The following is a 22,822-nucleotide window of genomic DNA, read 5'->3' on the forward strand; positions in this document are numbered from 1 at the left end:
TGTCAAATACCCCGCTAATAGGCGCCCAGTGTGGTGAGTCACCGGTGGACGTCTGATGCCGAGATCGCGGAGTCCAAGCGGCAGACGATCGAAGGCGGTGTCGGCAAGCGCCATCACTATGTCCCGCAGATGTACCTACGCCGATGGGCAAACGGGGACGGCAACATTCGGCTGACGAAGACGGACAGTGGCGACAGTCACATTCAACCGCCGGAGGACGTCGCGAAACGGACCAATCTCTACACAATCACTGCCGACGATCTGGAGCCAGACTTCCCAAGTCGTTGGCTCGAAAAGCACATGTCACGGATAGAGAGTGACGCCGCCGGATGGCTTCGGGCGCTTGATGACGTCTCTGCCGGTCGTATGACTGACCGCGATCTGATCGCAGATCTGGCCGTCTTTGTAGCGCTGCAAGACCAGCGGACACTCGCAAAGCACGATCGCGAACTGCGCATCGAGGACGCGCTCAATCGTTTTGGGCGCGCCGAGATTCTCAGTCCCTTATTGCCTTTAGTCTGTCGGCTGTACCGGATTCCTTATTCGCCGCACCGTCACGATGCGATCTTGCAGCAGTTTCTCAACCGGCCACTGATCAGCGCGGAACGTAAGCCCCGCGCCCTTGAGAGCACCATCGGCGTGTGGCGGAATCAAGCCGTCCCACATTTTTCGACGCAACGGACATGGTGGCTGGTTGACAGCGCGTCGCCGTTGCTCACGTGTGATGAGCCTGTGGTCTATCTCGGAGGCTCTGTCGGGCCGCGCTGGCGCACTTTGGGCTGGGCTACTTCGCCGATCGCTCTATTTCCAGTTGATCCGCACCGTCTCGTGGTCCTCACGAATGCTGGCCACGATCTCCAACCGCCATTCGAACTGAACGCCGAGGAGGCGGCGCAGATGAATTTCGAGATCGTTGCGGCGTCGAACGAAGTTTGCTTCGAGCAACCGGATACCAACGTCGCCGCGTCGATCCGAGTCCCGCCGTGGCCAGACAGAGACCCCGCTTCGGCAAGTACGTTCATGGAAGCCGTGCTGCCTCCTTCTCGATGGAAAGAGGGAGAGGGGCCGCCGTGGGCGGTTTCCCGGTGGCATCAGTAGACCCGACAGAAGGAGGTGGGAAGGATGTCGCGCCTGCTGATCATCCACCACACGCCGTCACCGCACTGCCAGGAGATGTTCGAGGCGGTTATCGCCGGGGCGACCGACCCGGAGATCGAGGGCGTCGAGGTCGTGCGCCGACCGGCGCTCACCGTCTCGCCGGTCGAGATGCTGGAGGCCGACGGCTACGTGCTGGGAACCCCGGCTAATCTCGGCTACCTCTCGGGGGCCATGAAGCACGCCTTCGACTGTGCTTACTACCAATTGCTGGACTCGACGCAGGGCCGACCGTTCGCGGCCTACATGCACGGCAACGAGGGCACCGAGGGAGCTGAGCGCGCCCTCGACGGAATCACTGCCGGTCTGGGCTGGATAAAGGCGGCGGAGACGGTCGTTGTGGCGGGCAAACCGACTAAGGCCGACGTCGAGGCGTGCTGGAACCTCGGCGCGACCGTCGCCGCGACGTTGATGGGGTAGTGACGTAGCCCGATTGGCGGGAAGCCATTTCATCGCCGATGTCGGTCGAGGCAAGTAACGTGCCAACCGTGGGTGACTTGATCTCCGAAGCCGGGCAAATGCCGGATGCCGCTATCCGTTTCGCTCGTGAGGTTAGCGACGTGTGGACGCCGGATCACCTGGTGCCGCTCAGGACAACCGTCAGGCAGCGTCACGGCGTCGAACTGCAAGCCGTGCACGAGGCCCTCGACCGGCGATTCGGACAACCCAACGCCGACTGGATGGGTGTATTTCGGGCTGCGGGGGAGATGGCCGTCATGGAACAGGTGGGTCGTCAGGAACTGCCGTCCGAAGACCGGAACCTCTTGCTTCAACTCTGGCGAGCGTTGCTGGCAGCCACATAGTCCGGTCATCAGGTTGCCGCCAGCACCACCCAGTGCGTTGATGGCGATCTGGGACAGCGCGCCCGTCAGCCAGAGCCGGCGTGCTTGGTGCGGCTCCGCTTCTCCGCGGGGCGCGATTCGCACTACAATCGAACGAATGTTCGATAGATGTCGTCGCGCGATCGAAGATGCAATCACCTCGGTGCCGGGCCTCCTGACCACCGAGCGCACCGGCAAATTCACGCATGCGGCGGAGGTCGTGGTGCACAGCGAGCACGATGTCGCGGCGCGGATCGCGGCGGTGCTGCCCGGCAAACTTCGCGGTGCGGGCTTTGTTATCGTTGAACTGCCCATTGTCGAGCCAGACGAGTACGGTGGCAAAGGCGTGCGGGTACCGCTTAGTAGCCGGCCCGGTGCCGACTGCGAGGTGTGGATCGACCGTGCCCCGGCCGGCGAACTGGTCGCGGTCCTCGGAGGGATACCGCAGCGACTGCCGGTCGGCGATGCGCCTGTCGTGGCCGCTGCACTGTTGGCGGTCCACGCCGCCGCTACTCGACCCCCGCCACCGGGAAGGTGAGCACTTCGCAGCCGTCCTCACCTGCGCCGGTATCGACCGGCCGCAGGACCGGTGACCATTCCCCGCAGGTGTCGCAGCTGGTAAAGCTGCTCACAGCCACGCGACCCAGGGCCAGGTCGACGGCATCACGGTTGCTGAGGTGCCGCACCGCTGCGTCCACGTCGGCAGGCGTCCATTGCGGTGGGCAGCAGCGTCCGCACTGGCAGCCGAACAGCTGATCGGGCGCAGGTGGTGCGGTCATCTGGGCGCGCAGCTTCGCCCGCCCCAGCTGTGCCAACCGGCCACCGGAACCGTTGGGGCTGCAGCAGCTCGTCGTCGTCATCACGCGCCCCCGATCTTGCGAGTCATCCACGGGGGCGGCGGCGGTAGCTTGCCCTCGCGCTGGCGGCGGGCGATGTCGAGCGGGGTCACAATGTGCACCACACCGGCCCCGGCGGTCAGCACGTCGTGCGCAACCACCGCAGCAGCCAAGCTGTCGGGCTGATGCTGCCCCGACTGCCACGCGACCGCCTGGCTCTCGAACGAGGGCAAGTGCCCGGCCACCCGGCACGTGCCAACTTCGAGCGCCTGGCGCAGCGCGGCGCTGCGAGCTTCGGCGTCGCCCTTGCCACGCCCTGAACCTTTGGGAGGCCACGCGGTTACACGGATCGGACGGTCGGGCCTCATTCGCTTGATCACGTCGGCGACGACTGCCCGGTAGGTGGTGCCAGCGGCGAACGACTCGATTGCGATTTCGGATGCTCCGGTGCTGATCGCGAGTTCGACCGCCCGCCGCGCCCACCGCTCGGAGGTGAGCGGTTCGGAGACATCGGCAATCAACGCTACCGTGCCGTCGGCGTAGCTGCTGGCGGCGATGAGCCCGCACGAGTCGCCGCTACCAGAGTCGGATGGGTCGACGCCGATGACCGTGCGCACCGGCCCGGCGGGGGCGACCGGCAGACGCCAGCTCTCGATCCACGAGGCCTTGATTAGACCGCCCTCAGGGGTGGTCGGGTTGCCCATGTACAGCGCGTGCCAGGCTCGTTCGCCGGACGTGCGTCGAGCTGCGGCGTAGTGCTCCGGCGTGAAGCCGAGCGCGGAGATCATGGCCACGCCCGGCGCACGGCCCAGCGCGTCGGGGATGCCGGTCTCGGCTACGGCGGGAATGTTGGTGCGGGTCCACACGTCGGGTTCGCTGTCGAGCAGCTCGCCGGCGAGATCGCGCTCGTGCCAACGGGTCATGACGAGCAGCACGCTGCCGCCGGGATGCACGCGCGTCGCCAAGGTCGACCGGTACTCGCTGATCACCCGGCGGCGGTGGGCTTTCGAGTCGGCCTCGGCGGCATCCTTGACGGGGTCATCGATCAGTAGCAGGTCGGCTCCGAAACCGGTTACGCCACTATTGATTCCGGTCGCCAGCAGCCCGCCCGCACGGCCCTCGACCTGCCATCGCCCCACCGCTCTCGCGTCCATGGCCAGCCGAATCCCGAGGTAGTCGCCGTGCTCTTGGATGATGCGCCGCGCAGCACGACTGTGCGCCTGGGCGAGTTCGTCGCTGTAGGAAACGATGACGACTTCGAGGTCGGGGTTCCGCGACAGCGCCCACACGGCGGTCCAGATCGCCAGCAGGCGGCTCTTACCGGTGCGCGGCGGGGTGGTCACGATGTCGCGCTGGTCGGGTTGCTCGACGGTGCGCACGGCGATGTCGCTCAGCAGCCGAATCGTGGGCGTTATGACGAACTTCGGGTCCAGCCTCCGCGCAAGGTCGGCTGGCGAGGCAGGCTTCTGACGGTCCCGTGCTGCCGCGATGGCCCTGGCGGCGGCGATGCTGGCGACCGCGCTCACGCTGCTACTACCTTCCGGTCCTGCCTCGGTGTGAATCCGGCTTCGCGCGCGTCCCATAGGTCAGCGCGCTGCCACTGGTAATCGCATCTGGCGCAACGATATTCGACGATGAGTCCCTTTCCACCGTGCCACTCGATCGCCTCAGGCTCGGCCATGGTGCGTTCCCGCGTGCAGCTATCCGCGTGGTGACCGAGCGGATTGCACCGGGGACAGTAGTCCGGCATCCAGTGCAGCGGATCGGTAACGGTGCTGGTCACGGTCATCGGGGTATCCCTCCGGTGGTGGTTTGAACCGGCAACGCGCGCCCGAGGCCAGGGCGGGCGATGCCGGGTGGAACATCAGGCGGGTGCGGCCTGCTTGGTGGCCGGGACGAACGTCGGCACCGTGCGCAGCCCGGCGCGCAGGTTGGCCAACTGCACGCTGCCCGGCCCGCCGCCGTCGGTCAGGCCGAGCGCTTTGCACACGTCGTCGTGATGGGCCTCGCCAGCGGTGTAAAGCCGACGCGCGCAGGTCAACACCGCTGGCCACGCACGCTCCAGTTGAAACGTCACACCGCTACCCTCATGCAGCCCGCCAGCAGCGACCAGAACGCGGCGGTCCTTGTGGCCATGATGGTCGAACACCGCGTGGAGCTGAGCGAAACTCGGGCGACCCCCGGCAAGGAACCTGGCCTGCGCCCACGGCCCCGCGAACGCGAACTCCGGGCCGCGGCCGTGCGGCAAACCACCAGGCATGAGCGTGGTCAGGCCCTCGGGGCCGGTCACCCTGCCGCTGGCCACCACGGCGTTGCGCAGCTGCGCCCCCAGCACCACCGCGGCCACGGCGTGCCCCGCCTCGTGGATGGCCACGGCCAAGAGTTCCCGGTCGCGGTCGGTCAACGCACGCTTCGGTGGCTTGGGCAACTTCGGTGTGCTGGGCGGCTTGGCGGTGGCCCGCGGTGTGCTTGGCGTCCGCGCCGACAAGTGCGCCACAGTTGCCTTGGCAGCGCTGGCGGCAGCGGCGGCGATCAGCTCGGCGGTAGCGGCGCTGGTCATCGTTCCTGGGCCTTCCGGCTGTTGGTGGTGTTCTTCCGAAAATGCTTGGCTAACAAGCGGTTTCGTTCTTTTAGGTCGTTTGCGTCAGCACGCGCGGCAGAGGCGTCCAGGTACTTGTCGAGGCACCTGCGACACCGCCAGCCGTGGACGCTGCCCGCATAATGGAGCACAGGGCCGCCGCACTGCCAGCATTTCGGCAGGGCGTCGTCGGTCGCCATCTCGATGGTCCCGATAGTTACTGCCATGTCGGCCTCCCGAGCATCGCCGCCGAGCAGGTCGATGCTGACAGCATGAACGTGGTCGCGAACATCGCCACGATGGTCACGGCGTCACATCCTCTTCGGGCTCGTCGGGCACGGGCACCTCGGGAACGATGGCCACCGCCCCCACCGCTGCCTCGTAGCCGATGACCAGCGACCGTTCGGCGATGGCAATGAACCTGTTGTGCCGTTCGTCGATGGCCTCCCGGACCGCCACCGAATTGCGCCACCCAAACGTCGCCGACGTGGCCACCAGGGTGTCGCCGAGCCCATCGACGTAGCCGCCGCCGAACACCCAGCGGTGGCCGGCGGGGCTGGTCCAGCCGGTGCCCGTACGGGTCACCATGTGGGCCTCGGTGAGCGGTGCAAGCCACTGCAGGCCAATGTGGATGAGCCCCAATGTGTTCGTCAGCCCGAACGCAGCTTCGATCGTTCCCACCGCCGCTACCAGGTCAGTCGCGCTGGCGATACCACCGGGCAGCTCTGCCGCGTCGGCCAGCAGCCGTGCGGAGAACTCCCGCTCGGCGGCAGTCTGCTCCTCCAGTCGGAAGATCTGCGCAGCTCGCTCGCGGACCTCGGCCCGTGACGGCTCGGTCAGGTCGCAGCTGTCGAACGCCCAGACCGTCATGGCTGGGAACGGGTCGAGGATGTCGGGCCGCTCGCCGGTCTTGATGTCCTCGGGCGTGAGGTCACCGGGGCTCACGCACCAGTCGGCACCCCAAACGCCCGACGCCCCGCCGCCACTGTAGTTCGGTCCCCGCACCTCCACGCCGCTGTCCAGCCATCGCGTGGCGCCGGGCTCCTCGGTCCAGAACGTCGCGGGGTAGAGCCCGCTGGGGCTCGGGTTTACCAGGGGCGCGGTGAACTGCACCGCCAGCATGCTGGCGTGCGGGGTCATCGGGAAGTCAGTTGTCACGGGGTCACTCCTAGGGATTCGAGTTCGGCACGCGCCTGGTCGGCCTCGGTGGGGGCCGGAGCGGGCTTGTCGGCATGGGCGGCCTCGTTACGGGTCAGTCGGCGCTCAAGGTCAAGCGCTGCGGTGTCGACCTCGCGCATGGCTGTGACCACGCGGTTGGACACCACCGCGGTCAGCGCGTTCCCGAGCAGCACGCCGAGGTCATCCGAATACGGCGCGACCATGGCGACCAGTGCCGGCGACCAGGTGCCCGCCGTCAGGTCATCGTCGGATATTTCGGGCAGCTTGGGCCGCTCGGCCAGATCGACCATCGCCCGGATCGCCCGGCCGCGCTCATCCACCGCAAGGTGCTTGGTTCGGCGCTGAGCGTCGGCCTCGGCCAGCAGCCCGACCACGACATGCGCGACACCGTGTGCGGCCAGGGCAAGAGCATCGACCTCGCGCCAGTGCGCCGCCGGCCGTGGTCGGGCAGCGACCCGCTGGGCCAACGGATTACAGATCGCAGCGATCTCGTCGGACAGTGACCAGCCGCCGGGCAGGGTGACCAGCAGACGCGAGCGACGACGCTGACGTAGCTCAGCCTGGTCGTCTTGCCGAACTACCTGTGGACGGTGCGCTGCCGCCTGCGCTGCTGCCGCCGCCGGGGTCTCGGACTGATCGAGCAGCTTGTCCGCAGCTTCGGCGCTGTATCCGAGATTTTTGATCACGAATGTGCGCGTGCGCCACCAGTTGAGCGCCGCGTGGGCCTCGGCGACGAGCGGACCGTCCACCACACCGGCAGCTGAGAGCTGGCCCAAACGGCCACGCCACCCCCGGGCGGTGCGGGCTCGCGGGTCAACAGCGGCAGGCGGATCGGTGGTGGTTTGGGTCGCTGCGGTCATGCACGCCACAGTAACCGCTTGTGCTGCAAGTGGCTAGACGAAATACGTTGTGTACCAACGACTTTGGCGACTTTGACGGGTAAGTTAGTGGCTCTGACGTGGTGAAACGACAGACCTCGGCCCGAAATTGGGTCGAGGTCAGTTGCGGCGCTGGGCGTGTCGCGGGTTAGTCAGTGGTCCGCAGCGCTCGATAAATCGTGGCCCGACTGGCACCGAGCGTGGCCGCAATTTCAGGGATCGGTTCACCACTGGCGCGTAGCTGTAGGGCCTGGCGGATCTGCGCGTCGCTCAGCGCTTTTGGCCGCCCGATCGGCAATCCGCGTGCCTTGCGAGCAGATTTCGACGCGGCCCGGCGTTCACGCTGCAGTTCCAGTTCCAGCTCGGCGAGTGAAGCCAGAACACCGGCGATCATGCGGCCCGTGGCGTTTGAGGTGTCGATACCCTCGCGCAGCGACCGCAGCACGATGCCGCGCTGGCCGAGATCCCTGATGGTGGTCATCACCTCGGCGGCGTTGCGGCCCAGGCGGTCGATACCGACGACCACGATGGTGTCGCCTTCGCGGGCGTAGTCCAGCAAGGCGGCCAGGCCGGGGCGCTGTTCCCTGGTCGACGTGCCGGTCAGCTTGTCGTCGTAGAGCTTTTCGACACCCGCGGCCTGCAGTGCGTCGTGCTGCTGGTCGAGCGACTGATGTCCGGTGCTCACGCGGGCGTAGCCCAGCGGGACGCCTACGCCTGCGGCATTGGTCATCGGGTCACTTTCCCGGCGGTCACGTCGATCTCGGTCTTGCCGTAGGTGGGCTCATCGAGGCGCACCCGCACACGGCTGCGGCGCACCTCGGTGACCGTCGCGCGGCGGGGGCCGTGCCAGCTCACCGTCACCCGATCCCCGACGCTGAGACCGCTCGCAACCGCGCGGTCGGCGGCCATGCGGGTCCGGGCGTCGGTCCACGCGCCGCGCTGGGCTGTGACGTGCAGGGGGAGCCGGTCGCCGTGGGTCGCCCGGTCGCGCCTGCACTGCCCGGCCAGCCACGGGAAGTCTGCCGCGATGGCGTCCAGCACCTCGCGATACAACCGGTCGCTGCGCGCCGAGCGCACCTGTTCGTCGTAGGTGGTGAAGTCGTGCCGCAGCATGTTGACGATGTTGCGGTCGTCGTTAGGAGACAGCCGGATCCAGGGATCGGCGGCGGCGCGCTGCTCCACCATCTCGATCAGGTCGGTACGCGGGGTGCTGACGAGGTGCGCCCAGCCCCAAGGGCTCTGGTCGGCGGTCGGGGTGGCGGGTTCGGTCATGTCTCGAGTCTATATCAAAAGTCAGTCTGACTCAATTTTGATATGCAACAACTTTTGACACAGCCGACCAGCGACAGCGAGACTGCCAGCGGTGCACCGTGGGCTTGTCCCAGAATTAAAGTTTTGACACAGTCAGTATCGACGGCTGTCGCCTGGTTGCCATCCGCGCAGCGGGTCGTAGCGGTCCGGTCGCGGTGGTTCGGTCACTGCCACCCGCTTGGTCTCGGGCTCGGCATCGGCGTCAGCAACGGGTTCTGCTGCGTGCTCGGGTTCGGGTGCGGGGTCGTGCTCGGGGCCAGACGGGACGCTCGGCGATGATTCCGGCTCCGCCGGGGTATCGGCGGGCTCGGGCGCTTCCGATGGTTCTACGCCGCGTTGACGGTCCAACACCGCCGCCCATTCGCGCAGCTCCTCGGGAGTCAGCGCTCCGAGGCCGACGGCTTGCCGGGCGATCTCGCTTTGCAGCTCCCACAACGGGTCGCCGGGGCCGATCACCTGGCCGAACAGCTGCCGCAGCTCCGCCGCCGCCTGCTGCTCCAGCTGTGCGGGGTCCAGTCGGCCCTGCGCCACGTCGTCGGCAAGGGCCATCGCTGCCTCGACGGCATCGCGCTTGGTCATGGTGGTGCTCATCGTTCGATCTCCTTCTGGTCGACTACCTCGGCGTCGAGAACCGCCAGCAGACGTTCGCGGTTCTGGGCGATCACCTGAGGCAAGGTCGTGGTGACGTTGACGTTGACGGTCTCGCTGCCGATACCGAACCACTTGGCGAGGTCGGCATCGTTAGCCGCGAGGGCACGGATCAGACCGGCCACGGTGGCGTACTCGCCCGCCGCCAGCGCACGCTCCAGCGCAAGGGTGCCCTTCTGCGTCCGGTACTGCTGGCGATCACGCAGCTCGGCGATCACGGCCTCACCGCCCGGCAGGGGGTTGCGCCGTTGGTGAGACTTGTAGGCCTGCTGCACCGCACCGATCGAGCGAAACCCGAGCTGATCGCGGATCACTGACCACGAGGCCCCCGCGACGTTGCGAAGGTACGCGACGCGCTCGGCGCGAGCCTGGCTGTCGGCGCGCGGCATCACGGGCGGCATACCTGATGCCTACCTGATTAAATCAGGTATCTCTAGTCCCCGTCGATGTCGGGAAAGTCGTTGCAAGGCAGGTCGATTCGGCGCTGCCGGGTGAGCTGTGGGTCGGTGTCGGTCGCAGCTCCACCGCTCCGTTGTCCGCTGGTCTCGGCTGTCGTGGTCGCGACGGAGTCGCCCACCGCTCGCTCGCGCGCGCGACCTCTCGTGCAGCGACCTATGGGACCTATGACATAACCCCAGGTAGAGAGAGTGAGGGAATGCGACCTATGGGCGACCTATGGGCGACCTATAGGGGAGAAACGCGACCTATGTACGTGCATAGATCCCGCCATAGGTCGCGGCGGCGACCTATGCGTGACCAGGGAAAACACGCCATAGGTCACATAGGTCGCATAGATCGCACACGAGGCCCCCGGGTGCCCTGGTCGGGACCTATGCGCGCCCATAGGTCTCATAGGTCGCGCGGCTGCCAGGGCGGCCCGAGCGCCCATAGGTACGGCGGAGCGGTGGGCTAGCTGGCCGCTTTCCAGACCGTGTGGCTCCCTTTGCCGAACCCCACGCGCTGAGTGGTGATTACGGGGTCGGTCACCCGGCTGCGGGCGTTCTTGATCTGCGACTCCGAGTAGCCCGCCTCGGCCCCGGCAGCGATCACATCGGCAGCGGGCACCCCGCCCTCGTTGGCCTCGGGGTCGGCGTGGCTGGCGATGTAGTCCGCGATGAACTGCTCGACCGGCGACGCGCCACTGCCGGCGCGGCCAGGGCGATGCTCATTGCCCAGCGAGTCGTCCACCGTGGAGTCGGCAACCCCGGTGAACGTAAAGCAGGCGGTGGCAGCCTTGCCCTTCGAGGTCTCCACCACGGCACCAGTGACCTCATAGTTCAACGACGGCAAATCGTTGCGGCCGACGGAGTTCTTGGGTTGGGAAAACACCCGCTCGCCATCCGCCCCCACCGCAAACACCATGACCGCCCGCGCAACGTCCTTGAACGCGCCGCTGCCGGTGATACGCGTCAGCGAGTCCAGCCCGGTGGCCTTGTTGAAGTGCGCCAGGGCCACCACCGCCGCACCCGTCGTGTCGGCCATCGCCGCCAGCGGCTCCAGGGCGGTGCGCACATCGCGGGTGCCGTTGGTGTCCAGGCCCGCGCTCATCGTGGACATCAGCGGGTCGATGATGACCAGGGCAACACCATGGTCGGTGATCGACTGCGTGAGCAGGTCCACGTCCTCGGGCAGGCTCAGCGTCACGGTGGCGCACTCGTTCACCGCTACCTCGATGCGGGCCACCATGGTCAGGTCGGCCCCGGAGGCGATCAGGCGCGGCACCAGGGTGTGCTTCCAGCTGTCTTCGGTAGCCAGGTAGTAGACCCGCTTCGGCACGCCATAGTGCTTGCCGGGCAGGGTGCCGCGCGTGATCTTGGCCGCCAGCCAGATGCCGAAGCTCGACTTGCCCGACCCCTCGCGCCCGGCGGCGATCGACACCATGCCGCAGGCTATGCGACCGTCGGTCTCGACTTCCGGCGGCGACCACGTGTGACCCGGTGCAACGCAAGCGATGTCCCCGATCACGTGGGGGTCGGGCGCTGTGGTGCCCTCTGGCGTGAGCGCAGGGGTGTTCTGTACGGCGATGTCCACCCAGAGCCAGTCGACCGGCTCCGGCTCGATTTCGCACGCCCAGGTGATGCGCAAGGCGCGCCCGGCGGTCACACCTTGGTTGCCGCTGCTCGGCGCCGGCAGATCGGCGGGCAGCGCCAGGGCGTCACTGTCGGTCAGTTCGATGCCGAGCGCGGTCATGGCGTCTCCCACCTGGTCGTCGAAGTGCAACAGCGCCACCGCTTGCAGCTTGCTGAATGTGGGCTTGCCGGTCGCGGCGATGCGGGTTGCCCACGGCTCGCCGGGGTTGTCCGTCCAGATGTGCAACGGCGGGTCAACCGAGTCGGTCCACTTGGCGCAGCCCGGCCCGTGGGCGGTCGCCGACTTCGGGCTGCCGTGCAGGCCGGGCGCGGTCCACGTCGGGCACCCACAGCCATCTGCTTTACCGACCGGCGTCCACCCGGCGGGCTCCAAGATCGACGCCCAGCTAACCGCCGCGCCCCACCGTGCGACCTGGTCGCTATCAGTGTCGGCCCGGCCCTGGCGGCATTTCACGTGGTCGGCGTAGGCCCGGCCGTGAGCGGTGATCGCCTCACCCAGCCAACCCGGTAGCTCGAACACTGCGCCGCAGGTGGTGTACGGCCCTTCGGCGCGCACGCTGGGCGGCGTCAGCACGTAGTTCCCCGCGCCCCACATCACCGAATAACCGGCGTCACCGCCCACCCGCATGGATCCCGTCTGCTCGGGCAGCTCAACGTCATCGGGCACGGTGAACCAAAAATGCCCGCCGTCGCGGTGCACCAGCGTCACCCCGTCAGGCCCCAGCTGGCCGGGGCTGCGCACAGTCGGAGCGGTGTCGGGGTCGGCCTCGGCGTCGACCAGGAACGCGGCGAGTTGCGCTGATGTGTCGCAATCGACCACGACCAGCCGGCTGCGGCCCAGCGACACCGCGACATTGATCTCCACTGCGTCGCCGAAAGTCTCGGCGTAGCGGTCGAGGTACTCGCCCAGCGTGCCGGTGTCGGTGGTGGCGAGGTGGACCCCGGCGTCGGACTTCACCTTGTGCCAATGCGGGTTACCCGCCGCCTGGGCAGCCTCACAGGCGGCGCGGTCGTCGGCGCTGCGCCGCTGCGGTGTCCGCACGTCGGCGGGCTTCTTGCTGGCCGGATACACCAGCAGCGGCGCGCAGCCCAGGCCCGCCAGCGCGCCCAGGTACTCACGCACACCGCCGTGGTCATCAGGCTTGGGCACGTCGCCGAGCACCGCGGTGAGGGCGCGGGCGCGGTCGACCTCAGCGGCATTACCGCCTTTGGCGGTAGACTCCATGATGTTCCCTTTCCGGGGGTTCAACGTGCGGTCCTTTCGTCGGGGTCTTGCACACTTCGGTTGGTGGCAATGCCGCCCGGCATGGCGTCTGAGGCCAAAATGACGCGCCGGGCGGCATCGCTGTTTCTCGGTCACTCACTCGCGATGGGGCACAACGGGTTTCAGCAGCGCGTCGACATCGCTGGCCTTGACCCGCAGCGCAGAGTTCGGCCCGGTCCTGTAGGCAGGCAACAGGCCCTCGCGGACCCGCCCGCGAATTGACCAGTAGGACAACCCGACCCGCTCGCCTGCGGCACGCAAGCTCAGGAACCGGTCGCCCTCGGTGGGAGCGGTGTCGGCCATGGTGGGCCTCCTTTCGGGTATGAGTAAGCCTTGCAAACGGGGGTGCAAACGCCCGCCCAACGCGGTGGACTATCCCGACTTGAACGGGCTTCTGCGCCAACGGATTACAAAGAATTGGCGCCGATATTCACACAGCGGCCCAGCGTTTCCGGGATCACCGGGTACCACTCGTGGTGGCGGTCTCGGCGTCGCGCGACAACGCCAACAGCAGCTCCCCAGCCCGCCGCAGCGCGTCGGCATCGAACTTGGCGACCTGGGCGGCAACCCACGCGGGATCGACAGTCACCGCGTCGCTGGCGGCGGTCTCAGCGGGCAGTGCGGCGGTCGCGGCGATCAGGCCACGCTCGGCCATCCATGCGTGAAGGTCGGCCTCGTTGATGTAGTACCGGCGGTTGAACCGGACGGCGGGTAGGTTCTCCTCGCGGATTAACCTGAGGACGGTGGCGGTCTGGGCATAGCCCAGAACAGCGGCAACTTCATCGGTGCCCAAGCGCCGGTTGGTCGACGGCGGGCTCAGGGTGGCGGTGGATGCAGTGGACATCGTGCGGAACTCCGAGTGCTCGGTGTGGTTCCGCACGAATCCCTGAGCCGGGCCGCCCTGCGCATCCCTCTGGTTATCGTGCGCGGGCACCGTTGCCGGTGCCCAACGTAGCCATGCGTACCGCCCGCCAAGCCCATCCGAGGCCGACGTTTTGGTGCCCTCCGGCTCCTGCAGGGCCTGCTCATCGCCGGGGGTCAAGGTTGACTATAGCCGCGCAACGGTGTCCGGCGCTAATCGCCGGCGTGTCTTGAAACCCGTCAAAGTCGGGTTAGTGCAACAGTTTTCAGCAACCCGCACCACGTGGCGTGACGCTGATGCCCTCCTCCTTGGCGTGCCAGCGACCACGCCCGACGCGCTCCACCTTGACGGTCATCACCGCACGGATGAACTCGCGCTTGCGGACCAGCGGCAAGCCTTTCCACGCAGCCAACGGGTCAGCAGCAGTGGCGATCTCGCGCACCGTCGGGTCGACGTAGACGGGTGCGGCGGCAGCCTCGGCAGCGGAGATCCGCTCGGCCAGGCGCGTTGCGACCCGTGCGCCTGCGTCGGCGGGCATCTTGTTGTCGGCCATCTGGTCCTCGACCGCCTGCAATTGGCGCTTGAGTTCTTCGAGGTCAGCCCTGGCGGTCGAGTCGGGTTCGGCGGGTGGTGCAGCGAGTGCGGCCAACGCCTCCGGCGTGGTCAGGATGCCCTCGACCACGGCGAGGACCACATCATCGACAGTTTCGAGATTGCGCCCAACGCAGTGGCTGCGGCAGGCGTAGACGGAATAGTGGCTGCCGTCCTTCTTGCGCCCGCCCTTGCCGCGCCACATCGGCAGCCCGCACACGCCGCAGGTGAGGATGCCAGATAGCAGGTTTCGCGGCTCCGGCCCGCGCGGGCCCGACTTGCGAGCGGCGAACAGCGCCACCAGGTCGTCGTGCTGGTCGGGGCCGATGATCGGCTCCCAGGTGCCTTTACCGTGGATCACCTGCGGGCCGCGCTTGCCGCCGACCTTCTGGCTGTTGGTGCGGTACCCAGCGGTGGTCGGGTTGACCAGGATGCGGCGCAGCTTGGCAGCGTTCCACTTGGGTGCAGGGTCCTTCGACGCGATCCACCGCACCGTCGATTCCAGGCTGTGACCGTCGAGCACGCGGCGTGCCGCCTCGGCGACCAGGGGAGCGCGGGCCGGGTCGGGTTCGCGCCCGGTGGCCTTGCCGGTCTCGGGGTCACGCACGATCTTGTAGCCATACGGGACTCGACCGTGCGGCTTGCCGTCGGCGAGGTTGGCGCGGTGCGCCCGCAGGATGCGAACGCGGGTCTGCTCGGCCTCCTTCTCGGCCAGCAGCGCGTCCAGGCCGGTGGCGAAACGGTCGTCGCCGTCAGTGAGGTCAAACAGGCGACCGGAATACGACCACCACACGCCGCGCTCGGCGCACAGGTCACGCAGCTCCACATAGCGGGCGAGGTCGCGCTGCGCGCGGCTGGCCTCCCAGGTGACCAGCACATCGCCGGGTTCGAGGAGGTCACGCAGCCGGGCATACTCGGGCCGGGTCTTGGTGGCGAAGCGGCTGGCCGACACGTCGTTGTCGGTGAGCACTGCTGCGACCGGCCAGCCTTGGCGCTGGCACTCGGCGCGGCACTCGCGTTCCTGCTCCTCGACCGACCGGCCTCCGGCCCGATCGGCGGACACGCGCGCATAGATGACCGCACGGAGAGTGTCGGTGCTGGTCATCGCGGTGCTTGACTGGCGACTCATAAAACCGTAGTTTAACGCTATTAATCACGCCTTCGATGTCTGTTATTACCCGTGTCTGGATGCGACACGCGGCCGACCGTACGGCCTGTACCTGCACGGCAACGAGGGCACCGAGGGTGCTGAGCGGGCAGTCGTCAATATCACGACGGGGTTGGGCTGGGTGAAGGCCGCAGCGGACGTCGTGGTGTCCGGCAAGCCGAGTAAATCCGATCTGGAGGCGTGCTGGGAGCTCGGTGCGACAGTTGCCGCGCAGCTCATGAATTGACGCACCTGCCAGTATTTTCGACAAGACTTCAGCCATTTCGTAGCGGGACCATGTGACGGAGGACAGGGATGCCGGGGATTGCCGAACTAGCTCTTGGCGCCGCTCCGATCGCCGGGGGCGCCATGCTCGGCCTGATCGCCGGCAACCTGAAGCCACCGGACGTACGTGGGCTCATCGCCAAGGACATGGACCTGTTGGAACGGCTTCCGGCCGAGGACGCCGAATTGCGGACGCGACTCAAGGCCAGCATCGATGAGCGGATCGGCGAGCTGATCACGGCGGGGGAGCGAAGTCGTGAGATTCGTGAAGCGGCGATGTCCTACGGCGGCAACTGGCGTGACATCGTCGTGTTCGTCTGCGCGGTGCTGTTCACCATCGTCTGGTGGAACGTGAGCCACAGCAGGGCCAACTGGCTGACGATGTTCATCGCCATGATCATCGTGTCGGTGGCCGCGGGCGTATATGCCGGCCGTGGTGTGCTCCGGGCGGTCAGGATGTTCCTGCACCGCGACGATCAGTAGTGGCAGGTGTCTGGACGGCGCGTGACCGCGCCACGCGGCAGGTCAGCCGAGCCGCGAGCCGAAGAAGCTCTCCATGGCTTCCCAGTGCTGCTCATCGGCAGCCTGGTTGTAGGGCGCATTGTCGGCTACCGCGAATCCGTGTGCACCGGCGTAGGTTTCGATGATGTGCTCGACGCCCGCGGCGGTCAGTGCCTTGTTCAGTGTTTCAGCCTGTTCGGGCGTGAACGACGCGTCGCCCGCTGCGGCGCCGATGTATACCGCAGCTTGGATCTTGTCGGCCAGCAGATGAGGGCTGCCGGGGTCATCGGAGGCCAGCCCGCCGCCGTGGAAAGACATGGCCGCCGCGACGCGATCAGGTACCCGGCCGGCCACCACCAATGACGTCCGGCCACCCATGCAGTAGCCGGTGGTGCCGAACTTCGACGCGGTGACCTCCGGGCGGCTTTCCAGATAGTCGAAGAACGCTGCCGCATCGGCCGCCATGACATCCGGGGTCACTTTCTTCATCATCGAGAACAGCCGGCCGCGCTCCTTGGCGTCGCTGAACACCGTCGCCATGTCGAACGGTTTCCAGCCTGCGCCGCGGTAGTACACATCCGGCACCAGCACGACGTAGCCGTAGCCGGCCAACTTCGCGGCCATCTCGTCGAACGTCGCCCGCGCTCCGCCGGCGTCGGGATACATGACGACGCCCGGCCAGGGGCCATGGCCCTCCGGGGTTGCGAGTGTCACGGCGCAGGTGCCGTCGGGCGTGGTTATGGTGTCCTTGATCGTCGGCATGGCTTCCGTTCTACCCCTGACCGCTCCCCGTAAGCTGAGTGCGTGTCTATCGCGACGCCGTACGAGGATCTGCTGCGGCAGGTGCTGCAGACCGGAACGCCGAAGTCCGACCGCACCGGCACCGGTACCCGTAGCCTGTTCGGACACCAGATGCGGTACGACCTTGCCGCGGGATTTCCACTGATCACCACCAAGAAGGTGCATACCAAGTCAGTCGTCTACGAGCTGCTGTGGTTTCTGCGCGGGGACTCCAACATACGCTGGCTGCAGGAACACGGTGTCACCATTTGGAATGAATGGGCTTCTGACACAGGCGATCTCGGCCCCATCTACGGTGTGCAGTGGCGGTCATGGCCCGCGCCGTCGGGTGAACACATCGATCAGATCAGCAACTCCCTGGAGCTGCTCAAGCAGGATCCGGACTCCCGGCGCAACATCGTCTCGGCATGGAACGTCGGCGAGATCCCTCAGATGGCCCTGCCACCCTGCCACGCGTTCTTCCAGTTCTACGTCGCGGACGGCAAGCTGAGTTGCCAGCTGTACCAGCGCAGTGCAGACCTGTTCCTCGGGGTGCCGTTCAACATCGCCAGCTACGCGCTGCTGACCCACATGATGGCCGCGCAGGCCGGGCTGGGCGTCGGTGAGTTCGTCTGGACCGGCGGGGACTGCCACATCTACGACAACCATGTCGAACAGGTCTCGTTGCAGCTGAGCCGCGAACCCCGTCCATACCCGGAACTGGTTCTGGCGCCCCGTGATTCGATCTTCGATTACACCTACGAAGACATCGCGATCCTGAACTACGACCCGCATCCGGCGATCAAGGCCCCCGTCGCGGTATGAGGTCTGCTTGCAGGACCGAACAGTGATGGGGAGCCTTGGGCTGATCTGGGCGCAGTCGCGCACCGGCATCATCGGTCGTGACAACGGCATCCCCTGGCGACTGCCCGAGGACCAGGCCCGGTTCAAAGAACTCACCATGGGTCAGACCGTGCTGATGGGTCGGTTGACCTGGGAATCGCTGCCGGCGAAGGTGCGCCCGTTACCCGGCAGGCGCAATGTCGTGATCACCCGCGATGCCGGATTCGTCGCCGACGGGGCCGATGTGGTGGCGGCGTTACCGGAGAACATCGAGGGCTGGGTCATCGGCGGCGCCCAGATCTACGCGATGACGCTGCCGTTGGCCGACCGATGCGAGGTCACCCAGATCGACGTCGACTTGGCACCCGCCGATGGTGACGCGCTGGCGCCACCGCTCGACGACACGTGGGCGTGCACGGTGGGAGAGTGGCTGACCAGTAGTTCGGGCCTACGGTACCGGTTCTGCAGTTATCGACGGTGAGCGCTGCGGCTCTGTCGCGCCGTGTCGTGGCCGTTGGGCGCATTTCATGCGTGCACGGATTTCTGTCGGTGGCTTGGGGAACGATGGTGAGGTGGCCACTCTTACCACCGCGCAGGCCCGCCGCATCGCCGTCGCGGCGCAGGGGCTGCATGAACCCAAACCTCGTGGCGCGGTCACGCGCGCACATCTGCGTAGCTTGCTCTCCCGGATTCAAGTGCTGCAGCTGGACTCGGTGTCGGTCACGGTACGCGCGCACTATGCACCGGTGTTCAGCCGGCTCGGCCCGTATGACAGGCAGATCGTCGACCGTGCCGCATGGTCGCATTCGGCTCGCTCCCCGCGGCTATTGGTGGAGTACTGGGCGCACGAGGCCGCTCTGATGGCCGTGGACGACTGGCCGTTGCTGCGGTGGCGGATGCGCGGATACACCCACGGCAGATGGGGAACCGAGATCGTGCGGAAGAACGCCAAACTCGCCGACGACATCGTGGCGGCCGTAGCCGAGTTGGGTCCGTCCACGGCCGGGCAGATCGAGGCCCACCTACAGGCCGAGCCGCGCGGGCCCAAGGGTCCGTGGTGGGGACGCAGTGACACCAAATGGGTGGCCGAGGCACTGTTCGCCTCGGGGGTATTCACGACGGCGACGCGCGTCGGGTTCGCCCGCCACTACGACCTCACCGAGAATGTGTTGCCACCTGAGGTGGTATCTCGCGAGGTTGATGACGACGAGGCGATCCGGGAGCTGACACTGCGTGCGGCGACTGCGCTCGGCATCGGCACGGAAGCCGACATCAGGGACTATTTCCGGTTGGGTGCCAAGCAGGTAAGGCCGGTCATCGCCAAGCTCGTGGCCGACGGGGAACTGGAGCCCGTCGATGTGGAGGGATGGAGCGGGGCGGCCTTCTTGCGGGCGGGGCAGATCGTGCCACGACGAGGCCGGGGCACGGCGCTGCTGTGTCCCTTCGATCCGTTGATCTTCTTCCGGCCCCGCGTCGAGCGGTTGTTCGACTTTCACTACCGCATCGAAATCTACACGCCGGCCCCCAAACGCCAATTCGGTTACTACGTATGGCCTTTTCTGCTCGATGGGCAACTGGTAGGGCGGGCGGATCTCAAGCGGACCGACGGTGCCCTGCATGTTGTGGGAGCGTTCACGGAAGACGGGCAGGACCGGTCGCGGGTGGCACACGCGTTGGCGGGAGAGTTGCGGACGATGGCGTCATGGCTCGGGGCCGACGATGTGACAGTTGGACAACGTGGGGATCTGGTCACGGCATTGCGTCGCAATCTTACCGGGTAGTGATCACCGTTCCGGTTCGTTATGTGTGAGGAATCCTCTGGCTCGGACAATAATCGAACGATGTCGAGCAGGGGGATCGTTGTTGCCTTCGCTGTTGTGTTGATGACCGCCTTCGGCGGGACCGGAACTGCGGTCGCCGACGCCGGGACCAGTAACGGCGCGACCTACACGGTCTCGTCGACGTCCGTCGACCCCGGCGACGGTTGGAAAATCGACGTTGGGCAGTTGTCCGGGGGAGATGGCGCGGTGGCGGCGGCATTCAACGCGGCAAGCGTGGCGTCCGGGAAGACCATGGGGGGCATGCTCGATCGCGACGAGGTCATCCACGATGACGCGACGTTCGAAACCAAACCCGCGGTGAGCTTTCGGCCGACGGCGATCTCGCAGGTGTTGACCGGGATGTACTTCCACCAGCATGCTGCACATCCGTTGGACTACGTCACCACCATCGTCATCGACAGTCGCAACGCCCGTCCCATAACCCTCGACAACCTCTTCACCGACTCGCAGGCGGGATTGAACCGGCTCTCCGAGCAGACGAAACTGCTCTTTCCGACGGTGTATGGCGGAAGTAAGCCGATGGCAGACGAACCGGGCAACGCGCCGGTCGCGGATAACTTCCACAATTGGATCCCCACCGCGGACGGATTGGAAATTCATTTCGAGGATTACCAATTCGCCCACGGGCTGCCCATCGTCACGGTGCCGTGGTCACAGCTGACCGATGTGCTCGCACCCGATATGCAGGTGCTGGCTCGGTAGTCGGTCAGCCTGCCAGTGGTCGGCGAACCCGGCTATCTGGGGGTCGCGCCAGAAGGTGCGCCGAGATTGACGAAAACGTTGCCGCCCGAGCGGATCAGCGACATTCTCGTCGATTTCGAGTGATCGGTGGCTGGGTCAGATCATGCTCAATGTCTCCAAGTGGATCTCGGTCGACGCGAACTCGATAATTGGCGTCGTCCGCTGGTGCCACTGGCCGTCCAGGCGCTTCTCGGTCTGGACGATCCGGCCGTCGACGTTGAACGTGATCTCCAACTCGAGCGGCTGTCCGGCACTGTCAAGGCACCGGTGTTCCCACACGATGGTGCGCAAGTCACCGTTCGGCCCACTGTCGAAGATCAATTCCCAGTCGCGTTCGTTGGCCCGCTCGCACACCAGATCCATGACGTGATAGCTCATTTGGTTCCTTTTCTATCGGTGCGTTCGATCCCGTCAAGCTTCCCTCATCGACAGCCCTGAGTCTGTCCGCCGATCGGACTGCTACGGGATGAACTGCTGGTCCACCGATCGGGGGATATGGTTTCGACGGCACATGCCGTACTCGCATCGGCGCAGGTGAGCGCGGGTTGCCGTTCGGAGCTCTCCTTAGCCGCTCTCTGCAGCAGACGTCGTCCGCTCGTACTCAGCCGCGCCGAAGACCGCAACGGCGACAGCGCCGATCACAGCCGCAGCAAACGCGAGTGCCACCAGCCAGCCGTAACCTGGCCGTGCGGTATCGCCCAGCACGAGCACGCCGACGACGCCCGGCACCACGGTCTCGCCGACCACCAGAGCGGCGGCGACACCGTTGACCGAACCGACTTGCAGCGCAACGGTGAACAGATAGAAGCCACCGAGACCGGCGACGATAATCGCCCACAAAGCCGGGTCGGCCAGCAGTACCCGGATGTGTAGCGGCTCCAGCCCGTGGACCACCCGCACCGCGACGGCCATCGCCCCGTAGAGCACGCCCGCGATGAGACCGGCGGGTACTGCCGCATTGCGACCGAGCAACCGGACCAGAGCGGCACCTGCCGCCAGGATGACGGCGGACACCACGAGCACACCCCAGTGCATGGCGTCCCCCGGATCTCCTTCGCCCAGATGGCCGGCGGAGGCGCCCAGGATGCACAGGGCCACAAGCACTATGGCGATGGCGATCCAGTCGCGCCGGTGCAGCCGCACGTGCAGCACGAAGATGCTGAGAATTGCGGTGACGACCAGGTTGGCGCTGATGATGGTCTGGGACAAGAACAGTGGGATCAGGCGGGCCGAGATCAGGCTGCCCACGAAGCCGAGCAAATCAAGAGCCATTCCCGCGATGAAGATCGGTGCGAGCATGGCGGTGATCGTCGATCGCAGCGTAGGTCCACCGTCTGTGGTGTCGGCGTGGCCTGATCCGGATCTGCTCGCGGCGTAGGACTGCAGGACCGACGCTGTCCCATAACCCACGCAGGCCAGCAGTGCTGCCGCGACGCCGATCAGCACGGTAAGCCGGCGTACTGCTGACGGGCGAACTCGGCTCCAGGCATCCGCCAATTGTAGGGAGGCGTCACGAACCGGCCGCCAGCGAGCAAACGTTGCGTCGATCAATGCGGGCAGATCGGCGCCCCTGCTTTTGCCCGGGCGGTCAGAGCCGGCGCCACCGCACCGAGCATTTACGAGCCTTTCGAAGTGGCGACAGTAGGGTGATCGGGTGGCCGAAACCGCCCCGCTGTGCGTGCAACTGATCGCCAAGACCGAGTTCCTGGTGCCGCCGGACGTGCCGTGGCAGACCGAGGCCGAGGGTGGTCAGGCGCTCACCGAGTTCGCCGGCCGGGCCTGCTATCAGAGCTGGTCAAAACCCAATCCGAAGACGGCCACCAATGAGGCCTATATCGGGCACATCATCGACGTCGGCCACTTCTCGGTGCTGGAGCACGCGTCGGTGTCCTTCTACATCACCGGGATCTCCCGATCCTGCACTCACGAACTGGTCCGACACCGGCACTTCTCCTACTCGCAGCTCTCGCAGCGGTACGTCCCCGAACACGACGCCGAGGTGGTCATCCCACCCGGCGTGGAGGACGACGCCGAACTGGTGGAGATCTTCACCGCGGCCGCCGACGCCAGCCGGGTTGCCTACATCGAGCTGCTGAACCGGCTGGAGGCCAAATTCGCCGACCAGCCCAATGCGGTCCTACGCCGCAAGCAGGCCCGGCAAGCCGCGCGCGCCGTGCTGCCCAATGCGACCGAAACCCGCATCGTGGTCACCGGCAACTACCGGGCCTGGCGGCATTTCATCGCGATGCGGGCCAGTGAGCACGCGGATCTGGAGATCCGCCGGCTCGCCATCGCCTGCCTGCGTGAACTCGTCGATGTGGCGCCTGCGGTGTTCGCGGATTTCGATATCTCGACACTTGCGGATGGCACGGAGGTGGCAACGTCGCCTTTGGCCACGGAGGCTTGACGGAGTGGCCCGTCTGGAATGGCCACGGAGGCTTGACGGAGTGGCCCGTCTGGAATGGCCACGG

26 protein-coding genes and 1 pseudogene are annotated in these 22,822 nt (G+C 66.6%); 11 read left to right on the plus strand and 16 right to left on the minus strand.

Going from position 1 to position 22,822, the window contains the following annotated elements:
• Positions 1–30 precede the first annotated feature (30 nt).
• The 4 genes from H276_RS0102595 to H276_RS0102610 all read left to right on the plus strand — a co-directional run bounded on the left by H276_RS0102595 (position 31) and on the right by H276_RS0102610 (position 2,514).
• Positions 31–1,098 (plus strand): DUF4238 domain-containing protein, encoded by a 1,068-nt coding sequence (locus H276_RS0102595; protein WP_019969748.1) that lies wholly within the window; start codon positions 31–33, stop codon positions 1,096–1,098.
• Between the two features lie 24 nt (positions 1,099–1,122).
• A complete protein-coding gene (locus H276_RS0102600) occupies positions 1,123–1,575 on the plus strand; it encodes a flavodoxin family protein (RefSeq protein WP_019969749.1) in 453 nt (150 codons plus the stop codon).
• Between the two features lie 68 nt (positions 1,576–1,643).
• The gene (locus H276_RS0102605) at positions 1,644–1,958 is read left to right on the plus strand and encodes a hypothetical protein (protein ID WP_231376581.1); all 315 of its coding nucleotides are present in this window, start codon (positions 1,644–1,646) and stop codon (positions 1,956–1,958) included.
• 136 nt (positions 1,959–2,094) lie between these two features.
• Positions 2,095–2,514: a hypothetical protein gene (locus tag H276_RS0102610; protein ID WP_019969751.1), complete on the plus strand. Its 420-nt coding sequence runs from the start codon at positions 2,095–2,097 to the stop codon at positions 2,512–2,514.
• On the opposite strand, the gene H276_RS22460 is transcribed toward H276_RS0102610, so the two are convergent.
• From H276_RS22460 to H276_RS0102700, 13 genes are all read right to left on the minus strand, one after another.
• Complete coding sequence (locus tag H276_RS22460) at positions 2,486–2,836, minus strand: hypothetical protein (protein WP_019969752.1); 351 nt, start codon at positions 2,834–2,836, stop codon at positions 2,486–2,488. The genes H276_RS0102610 and H276_RS22460 overlap by 29 nt on opposite strands.
• Positions 2,836–4,338 (minus strand): terminase large subunit domain-containing protein, encoded by a 1,503-nt coding sequence (locus H276_RS0102620; RefSeq protein ID WP_019969753.1) that lies wholly within the window; start codon positions 4,336–4,338, stop codon positions 2,836–2,838. Before H276_RS0102620 ends, H276_RS22460 begins: the two co-directional genes overlap by 1 nt.
• A 338-nt stretch (positions 4,339–4,676) precedes the next feature.
• Complete coding sequence (locus H276_RS0102630) at positions 4,677–5,372, minus strand: hypothetical protein (RefSeq protein WP_019969755.1); 696 nt, start codon at positions 5,370–5,372, stop codon at positions 4,677–4,679.
• Positions 5,373–5,693: 321 nt separating this feature from the next.
• On the minus strand, positions 5,694–6,530 hold the full coding sequence (locus H276_RS0102645; protein ID WP_019969758.1) for a hypothetical protein: 837 nt from the start codon (positions 6,528–6,530) through the stop codon (positions 5,694–5,696).
• A 14-nt stretch (positions 6,531–6,544) separates the two neighbouring features.
• On the minus strand, positions 6,545–7,429 hold the full coding sequence (locus H276_RS23815; protein WP_019969759.1) for a hypothetical protein: 885 nt from the start codon (positions 7,427–7,429) through the stop codon (positions 6,545–6,547).
• Between the two features lie 166 nt (positions 7,430–7,595).
• Positions 7,596–8,177, minus strand: coding sequence for a recombinase family protein (locus H276_RS0102660; RefSeq protein WP_019969760.1), 582 nt, complete (start codon positions 8,175–8,177; stop codon positions 7,596–7,598).
• Positions 8,174–8,719, minus strand: coding sequence for a hypothetical protein (locus H276_RS0102665; protein ID WP_019969761.1), 546 nt, complete (start codon positions 8,717–8,719; stop codon positions 8,174–8,176). Before H276_RS0102665 ends, H276_RS0102660 begins: the two co-directional genes overlap by 4 nt.
• A gap of 132 nt (positions 8,720–8,851) precedes the next feature.
• Complete coding sequence (locus H276_RS0102670; RefSeq protein ID WP_019969762.1) at positions 8,852–9,349, minus strand: hypothetical protein; 498 nt, start codon at positions 9,347–9,349, stop codon at positions 8,852–8,854.
• Positions 9,346–9,807 (minus strand): hypothetical protein, encoded by a 462-nt coding sequence (locus H276_RS0102675; RefSeq protein ID WP_019969763.1) that lies wholly within the window; start codon positions 9,805–9,807, stop codon positions 9,346–9,348. The genes H276_RS0102670 and H276_RS0102675 overlap by 4 nt, the downstream gene beginning before the upstream one ends.
• Positions 9,808–10,315: 508 nt before the next feature.
• Positions 10,316–12,721: an AAA family ATPase gene (locus tag H276_RS23550; RefSeq protein ID WP_019969765.1), complete on the minus strand. Its 2,406-nt coding sequence runs from the start codon at positions 12,719–12,721 to the stop codon at positions 10,316–10,318.
• A gap of 135 nt (positions 12,722–12,856) precedes the next feature.
• Complete coding sequence (locus H276_RS0102690) at positions 12,857–13,063, minus strand: AlpA family transcriptional regulator (RefSeq protein ID WP_019969766.1); 207 nt, start codon at positions 13,061–13,063, stop codon at positions 12,857–12,859.
• Between the two features lie 154 nt (positions 13,064–13,217).
• Positions 13,218–13,802: a helix-turn-helix domain-containing protein gene (locus tag H276_RS0102695; protein WP_019969767.1), complete on the minus strand. Its 585-nt coding sequence runs from the start codon at positions 13,800–13,802 to the stop codon at positions 13,218–13,220.
• Positions 13,803–13,887: 85 nt separating this feature from the next.
• Positions 13,888–15,342, minus strand: coding sequence for a recombinase family protein (locus H276_RS0102700; protein ID WP_019969768.1), 1,455 nt, complete (start codon positions 15,340–15,342; stop codon positions 13,888–13,890).
• Between the two features lie 16 nt (positions 15,343–15,358).
• Here H276_RS0102700 and H276_RS22480 point away from each other — a divergent pair.
• Together H276_RS22480 and H276_RS0102705 are read left to right on the plus strand one after the other, a co-directional pair.
• Positions 15,359–15,607, plus strand: a pseudogene (locus H276_RS22480) (flavodoxin family protein); the annotation flags it as partial.
• Between the two features lie 68 nt (positions 15,608–15,675).
• Complete coding sequence (locus tag H276_RS0102705; protein WP_026356516.1) at positions 15,676–16,128, plus strand: hypothetical protein; 453 nt, start codon at positions 15,676–15,678, stop codon at positions 16,126–16,128.
• A gap of 42 nt (positions 16,129–16,170) precedes the next feature.
• On the opposite strand, the gene H276_RS0102710 is transcribed toward H276_RS0102705, so the two are convergent.
• Positions 16,171–16,908 (minus strand): dienelactone hydrolase family protein, encoded by a 738-nt coding sequence (locus tag H276_RS0102710; RefSeq protein ID WP_019969770.1) that lies wholly within the window; start codon positions 16,906–16,908, stop codon positions 16,171–16,173.
• 42 nt (positions 16,909–16,950) lie between these two features.
• Between H276_RS0102710 and H276_RS0102715 the strand changes: the two genes are divergently transcribed.
• From H276_RS0102715 to H276_RS0102730, 4 genes are all read left to right on the plus strand, one after another.
• The gene (locus tag H276_RS0102715) at positions 16,951–17,751 is read left to right on the plus strand and encodes a thymidylate synthase (RefSeq protein ID WP_019969771.1); all 801 of its coding nucleotides are present in this window, start codon (positions 16,951–16,953) and stop codon (positions 17,749–17,751) included.
• Between the two features lie 25 nt (positions 17,752–17,776).
• The gene (locus tag H276_RS0102720; RefSeq protein ID WP_019969772.1) at positions 17,777–18,250 is read left to right on the plus strand and encodes a dihydrofolate reductase; all 474 of its coding nucleotides are present in this window, start codon (positions 17,777–17,779) and stop codon (positions 18,248–18,250) included.
• Between the two features lie 91 nt (positions 18,251–18,341).
• Entirely contained in the window at positions 18,342–19,550 is a 1,209-nt protein-coding gene (locus H276_RS0102725) for a winged helix-turn-helix domain-containing protein (protein ID WP_019969773.1), read from the plus strand.
• Positions 19,551–19,610: 60 nt separating this feature from the next.
• The gene (locus tag H276_RS0102730) at positions 19,611–20,312 is read left to right on the plus strand and encodes an RsiV family protein (RefSeq protein ID WP_026356517.1); all 702 of its coding nucleotides are present in this window, start codon (positions 19,611–19,613) and stop codon (positions 20,310–20,312) included.
• A 135-nt stretch (positions 20,313–20,447) separates the two neighbouring features.
• On the opposite strand, the gene H276_RS0102740 is transcribed toward H276_RS0102730, so the two are convergent.
• Both H276_RS0102740 and H276_RS0102745 read right to left on the minus strand, forming a co-directional pair.
• The gene (locus tag H276_RS0102740) at positions 20,448–20,729 is read right to left on the minus strand and encodes a hypothetical protein (RefSeq protein WP_019969776.1); all 282 of its coding nucleotides are present in this window, start codon (positions 20,727–20,729) and stop codon (positions 20,448–20,450) included.
• Between the two features lie 186 nt (positions 20,730–20,915).
• Positions 20,916–21,797, minus strand: a complete 882-nt coding sequence (locus tag H276_RS0102745; RefSeq protein WP_019969777.1) for a hypothetical protein — start codon at positions 21,795–21,797, stop codon at positions 20,916–20,918.
• A 208-nt stretch (positions 21,798–22,005) separates the two neighbouring features.
• Between H276_RS0102745 and thyX the strand changes: the two genes are divergently transcribed.
• On the plus strand, positions 22,006–22,758 hold the full coding sequence (gene thyX, locus H276_RS0102750) for an FAD-dependent thymidylate synthase (RefSeq protein ID WP_019969778.1): 753 nt from the start codon (positions 22,006–22,008) through the stop codon (positions 22,756–22,758).
• Positions 22,759–22,822 lie beyond the last annotated feature (64 nt).

The sequence above is a fragment of the Mycobacterium sp. 141 genome (assembly GCF_000382405.1).
Taxonomy (GTDB): Bacteria; Actinomycetota; Actinomycetes; order Mycobacteriales; family Mycobacteriaceae; genus Mycobacterium.

Coding starts and splice junctions, on each gene's coding strand:
- H276_RS0102645 (WP_019969758.1), bottom strand. CDS start 6,530: ATGACCCCGCACGCCAGCATGCTGGCGGTGCAGTTCACCGCGCCCCTG.
- H276_RS0102690 (WP_019969766.1), bottom strand. CDS start 13,063: ATGGCCGACACCGCTCCCACCGAGGGCGACCGGTTCCTGAGCTTGCGT.
- H276_RS0102740 (WP_019969776.1), bottom strand. CDS start 20,729: ATGAGCTATCACGTCATGGATCTGGTGTGCGAGCGGGCCAACGAACGC.
- H276_RS0102710 (WP_019969770.1), bottom strand. CDS start 16,908: ATGCCGACGATCAAGGACACCATAACCACGCCCGACGGCACCTGCGCC.
- H276_RS0102660 (WP_019969760.1), bottom strand. CDS start 8,177: ATGACCAATGCCGCAGGCGTAGGCGTCCCGCTGGGCTACGCCCGCGTG.
- H276_RS0102665 (WP_019969761.1), bottom strand. CDS start 8,719: ATGACCGAACCCGCCACCCCGACCGCCGACCAGAGCCCTTGGGGCTGG.
- H276_RS0102705 (WP_026356516.1), top strand. CDS start 15,676: ATGCCGGGGATTGCCGAACTAGCTCTTGGCGCCGCTCCGATCGCCGGG.
- H276_RS0102700 (WP_019969768.1), bottom strand. CDS start 15,342: ATGAGTCGCCAGTCAAGCACCGCGATGACCAGCACCGACACTCTCCGT.
- H276_RS0102630 (WP_019969755.1), bottom strand. CDS start 5,372: ATGACCAGCGCCGCTACCGCCGAGCTGATCGCCGCCGCTGCCGCCAGC.
- H276_RS22460 (WP_019969752.1), bottom strand. CDS start 2,836: ATGACGACGACGAGCTGCTGCAGCCCCAACGGTTCCGGTGGCCGGTTG.
- H276_RS0102720 (WP_019969772.1), top strand. CDS start 17,777: ATGGGGAGCCTTGGGCTGATCTGGGCGCAGTCGCGCACCGGCATCATC.
- H276_RS23550 (WP_019969765.1), bottom strand. CDS start 12,721: ATGGAGTCTACCGCCAAAGGCGGTAATGCCGCTGAGGTCGACCGCGCC.
- H276_RS0102730 (WP_026356517.1), top strand. CDS start 19,611: ATGTCGAGCAGGGGGATCGTTGTTGCCTTCGCTGTTGTGTTGATGACC.
- H276_RS0102675 (WP_019969763.1), bottom strand. CDS start 9,807: ATGCCGCCCGTGATGCCGCGCGCCGACAGCCAGGCTCGCGCCGAGCGC.
- H276_RS0102610 (WP_019969751.1), top strand. CDS start 2,095: ATGTTCGATAGATGTCGTCGCGCGATCGAAGATGCAATCACCTCGGTG.
- H276_RS23815 (WP_019969759.1), bottom strand. CDS start 7,429: ATGACCGCAGCGACCCAAACCACCACCGATCCGCCTGCCGCTGTTGAC.
- H276_RS0102600 (WP_019969749.1), top strand. CDS start 1,123: ATGTCGCGCCTGCTGATCATCCACCACACGCCGTCACCGCACTGCCAG.
- H276_RS0102670 (WP_019969762.1), bottom strand. CDS start 9,349: ATGAGCACCACCATGACCAAGCGCGATGCCGTCGAGGCAGCGATGGCC.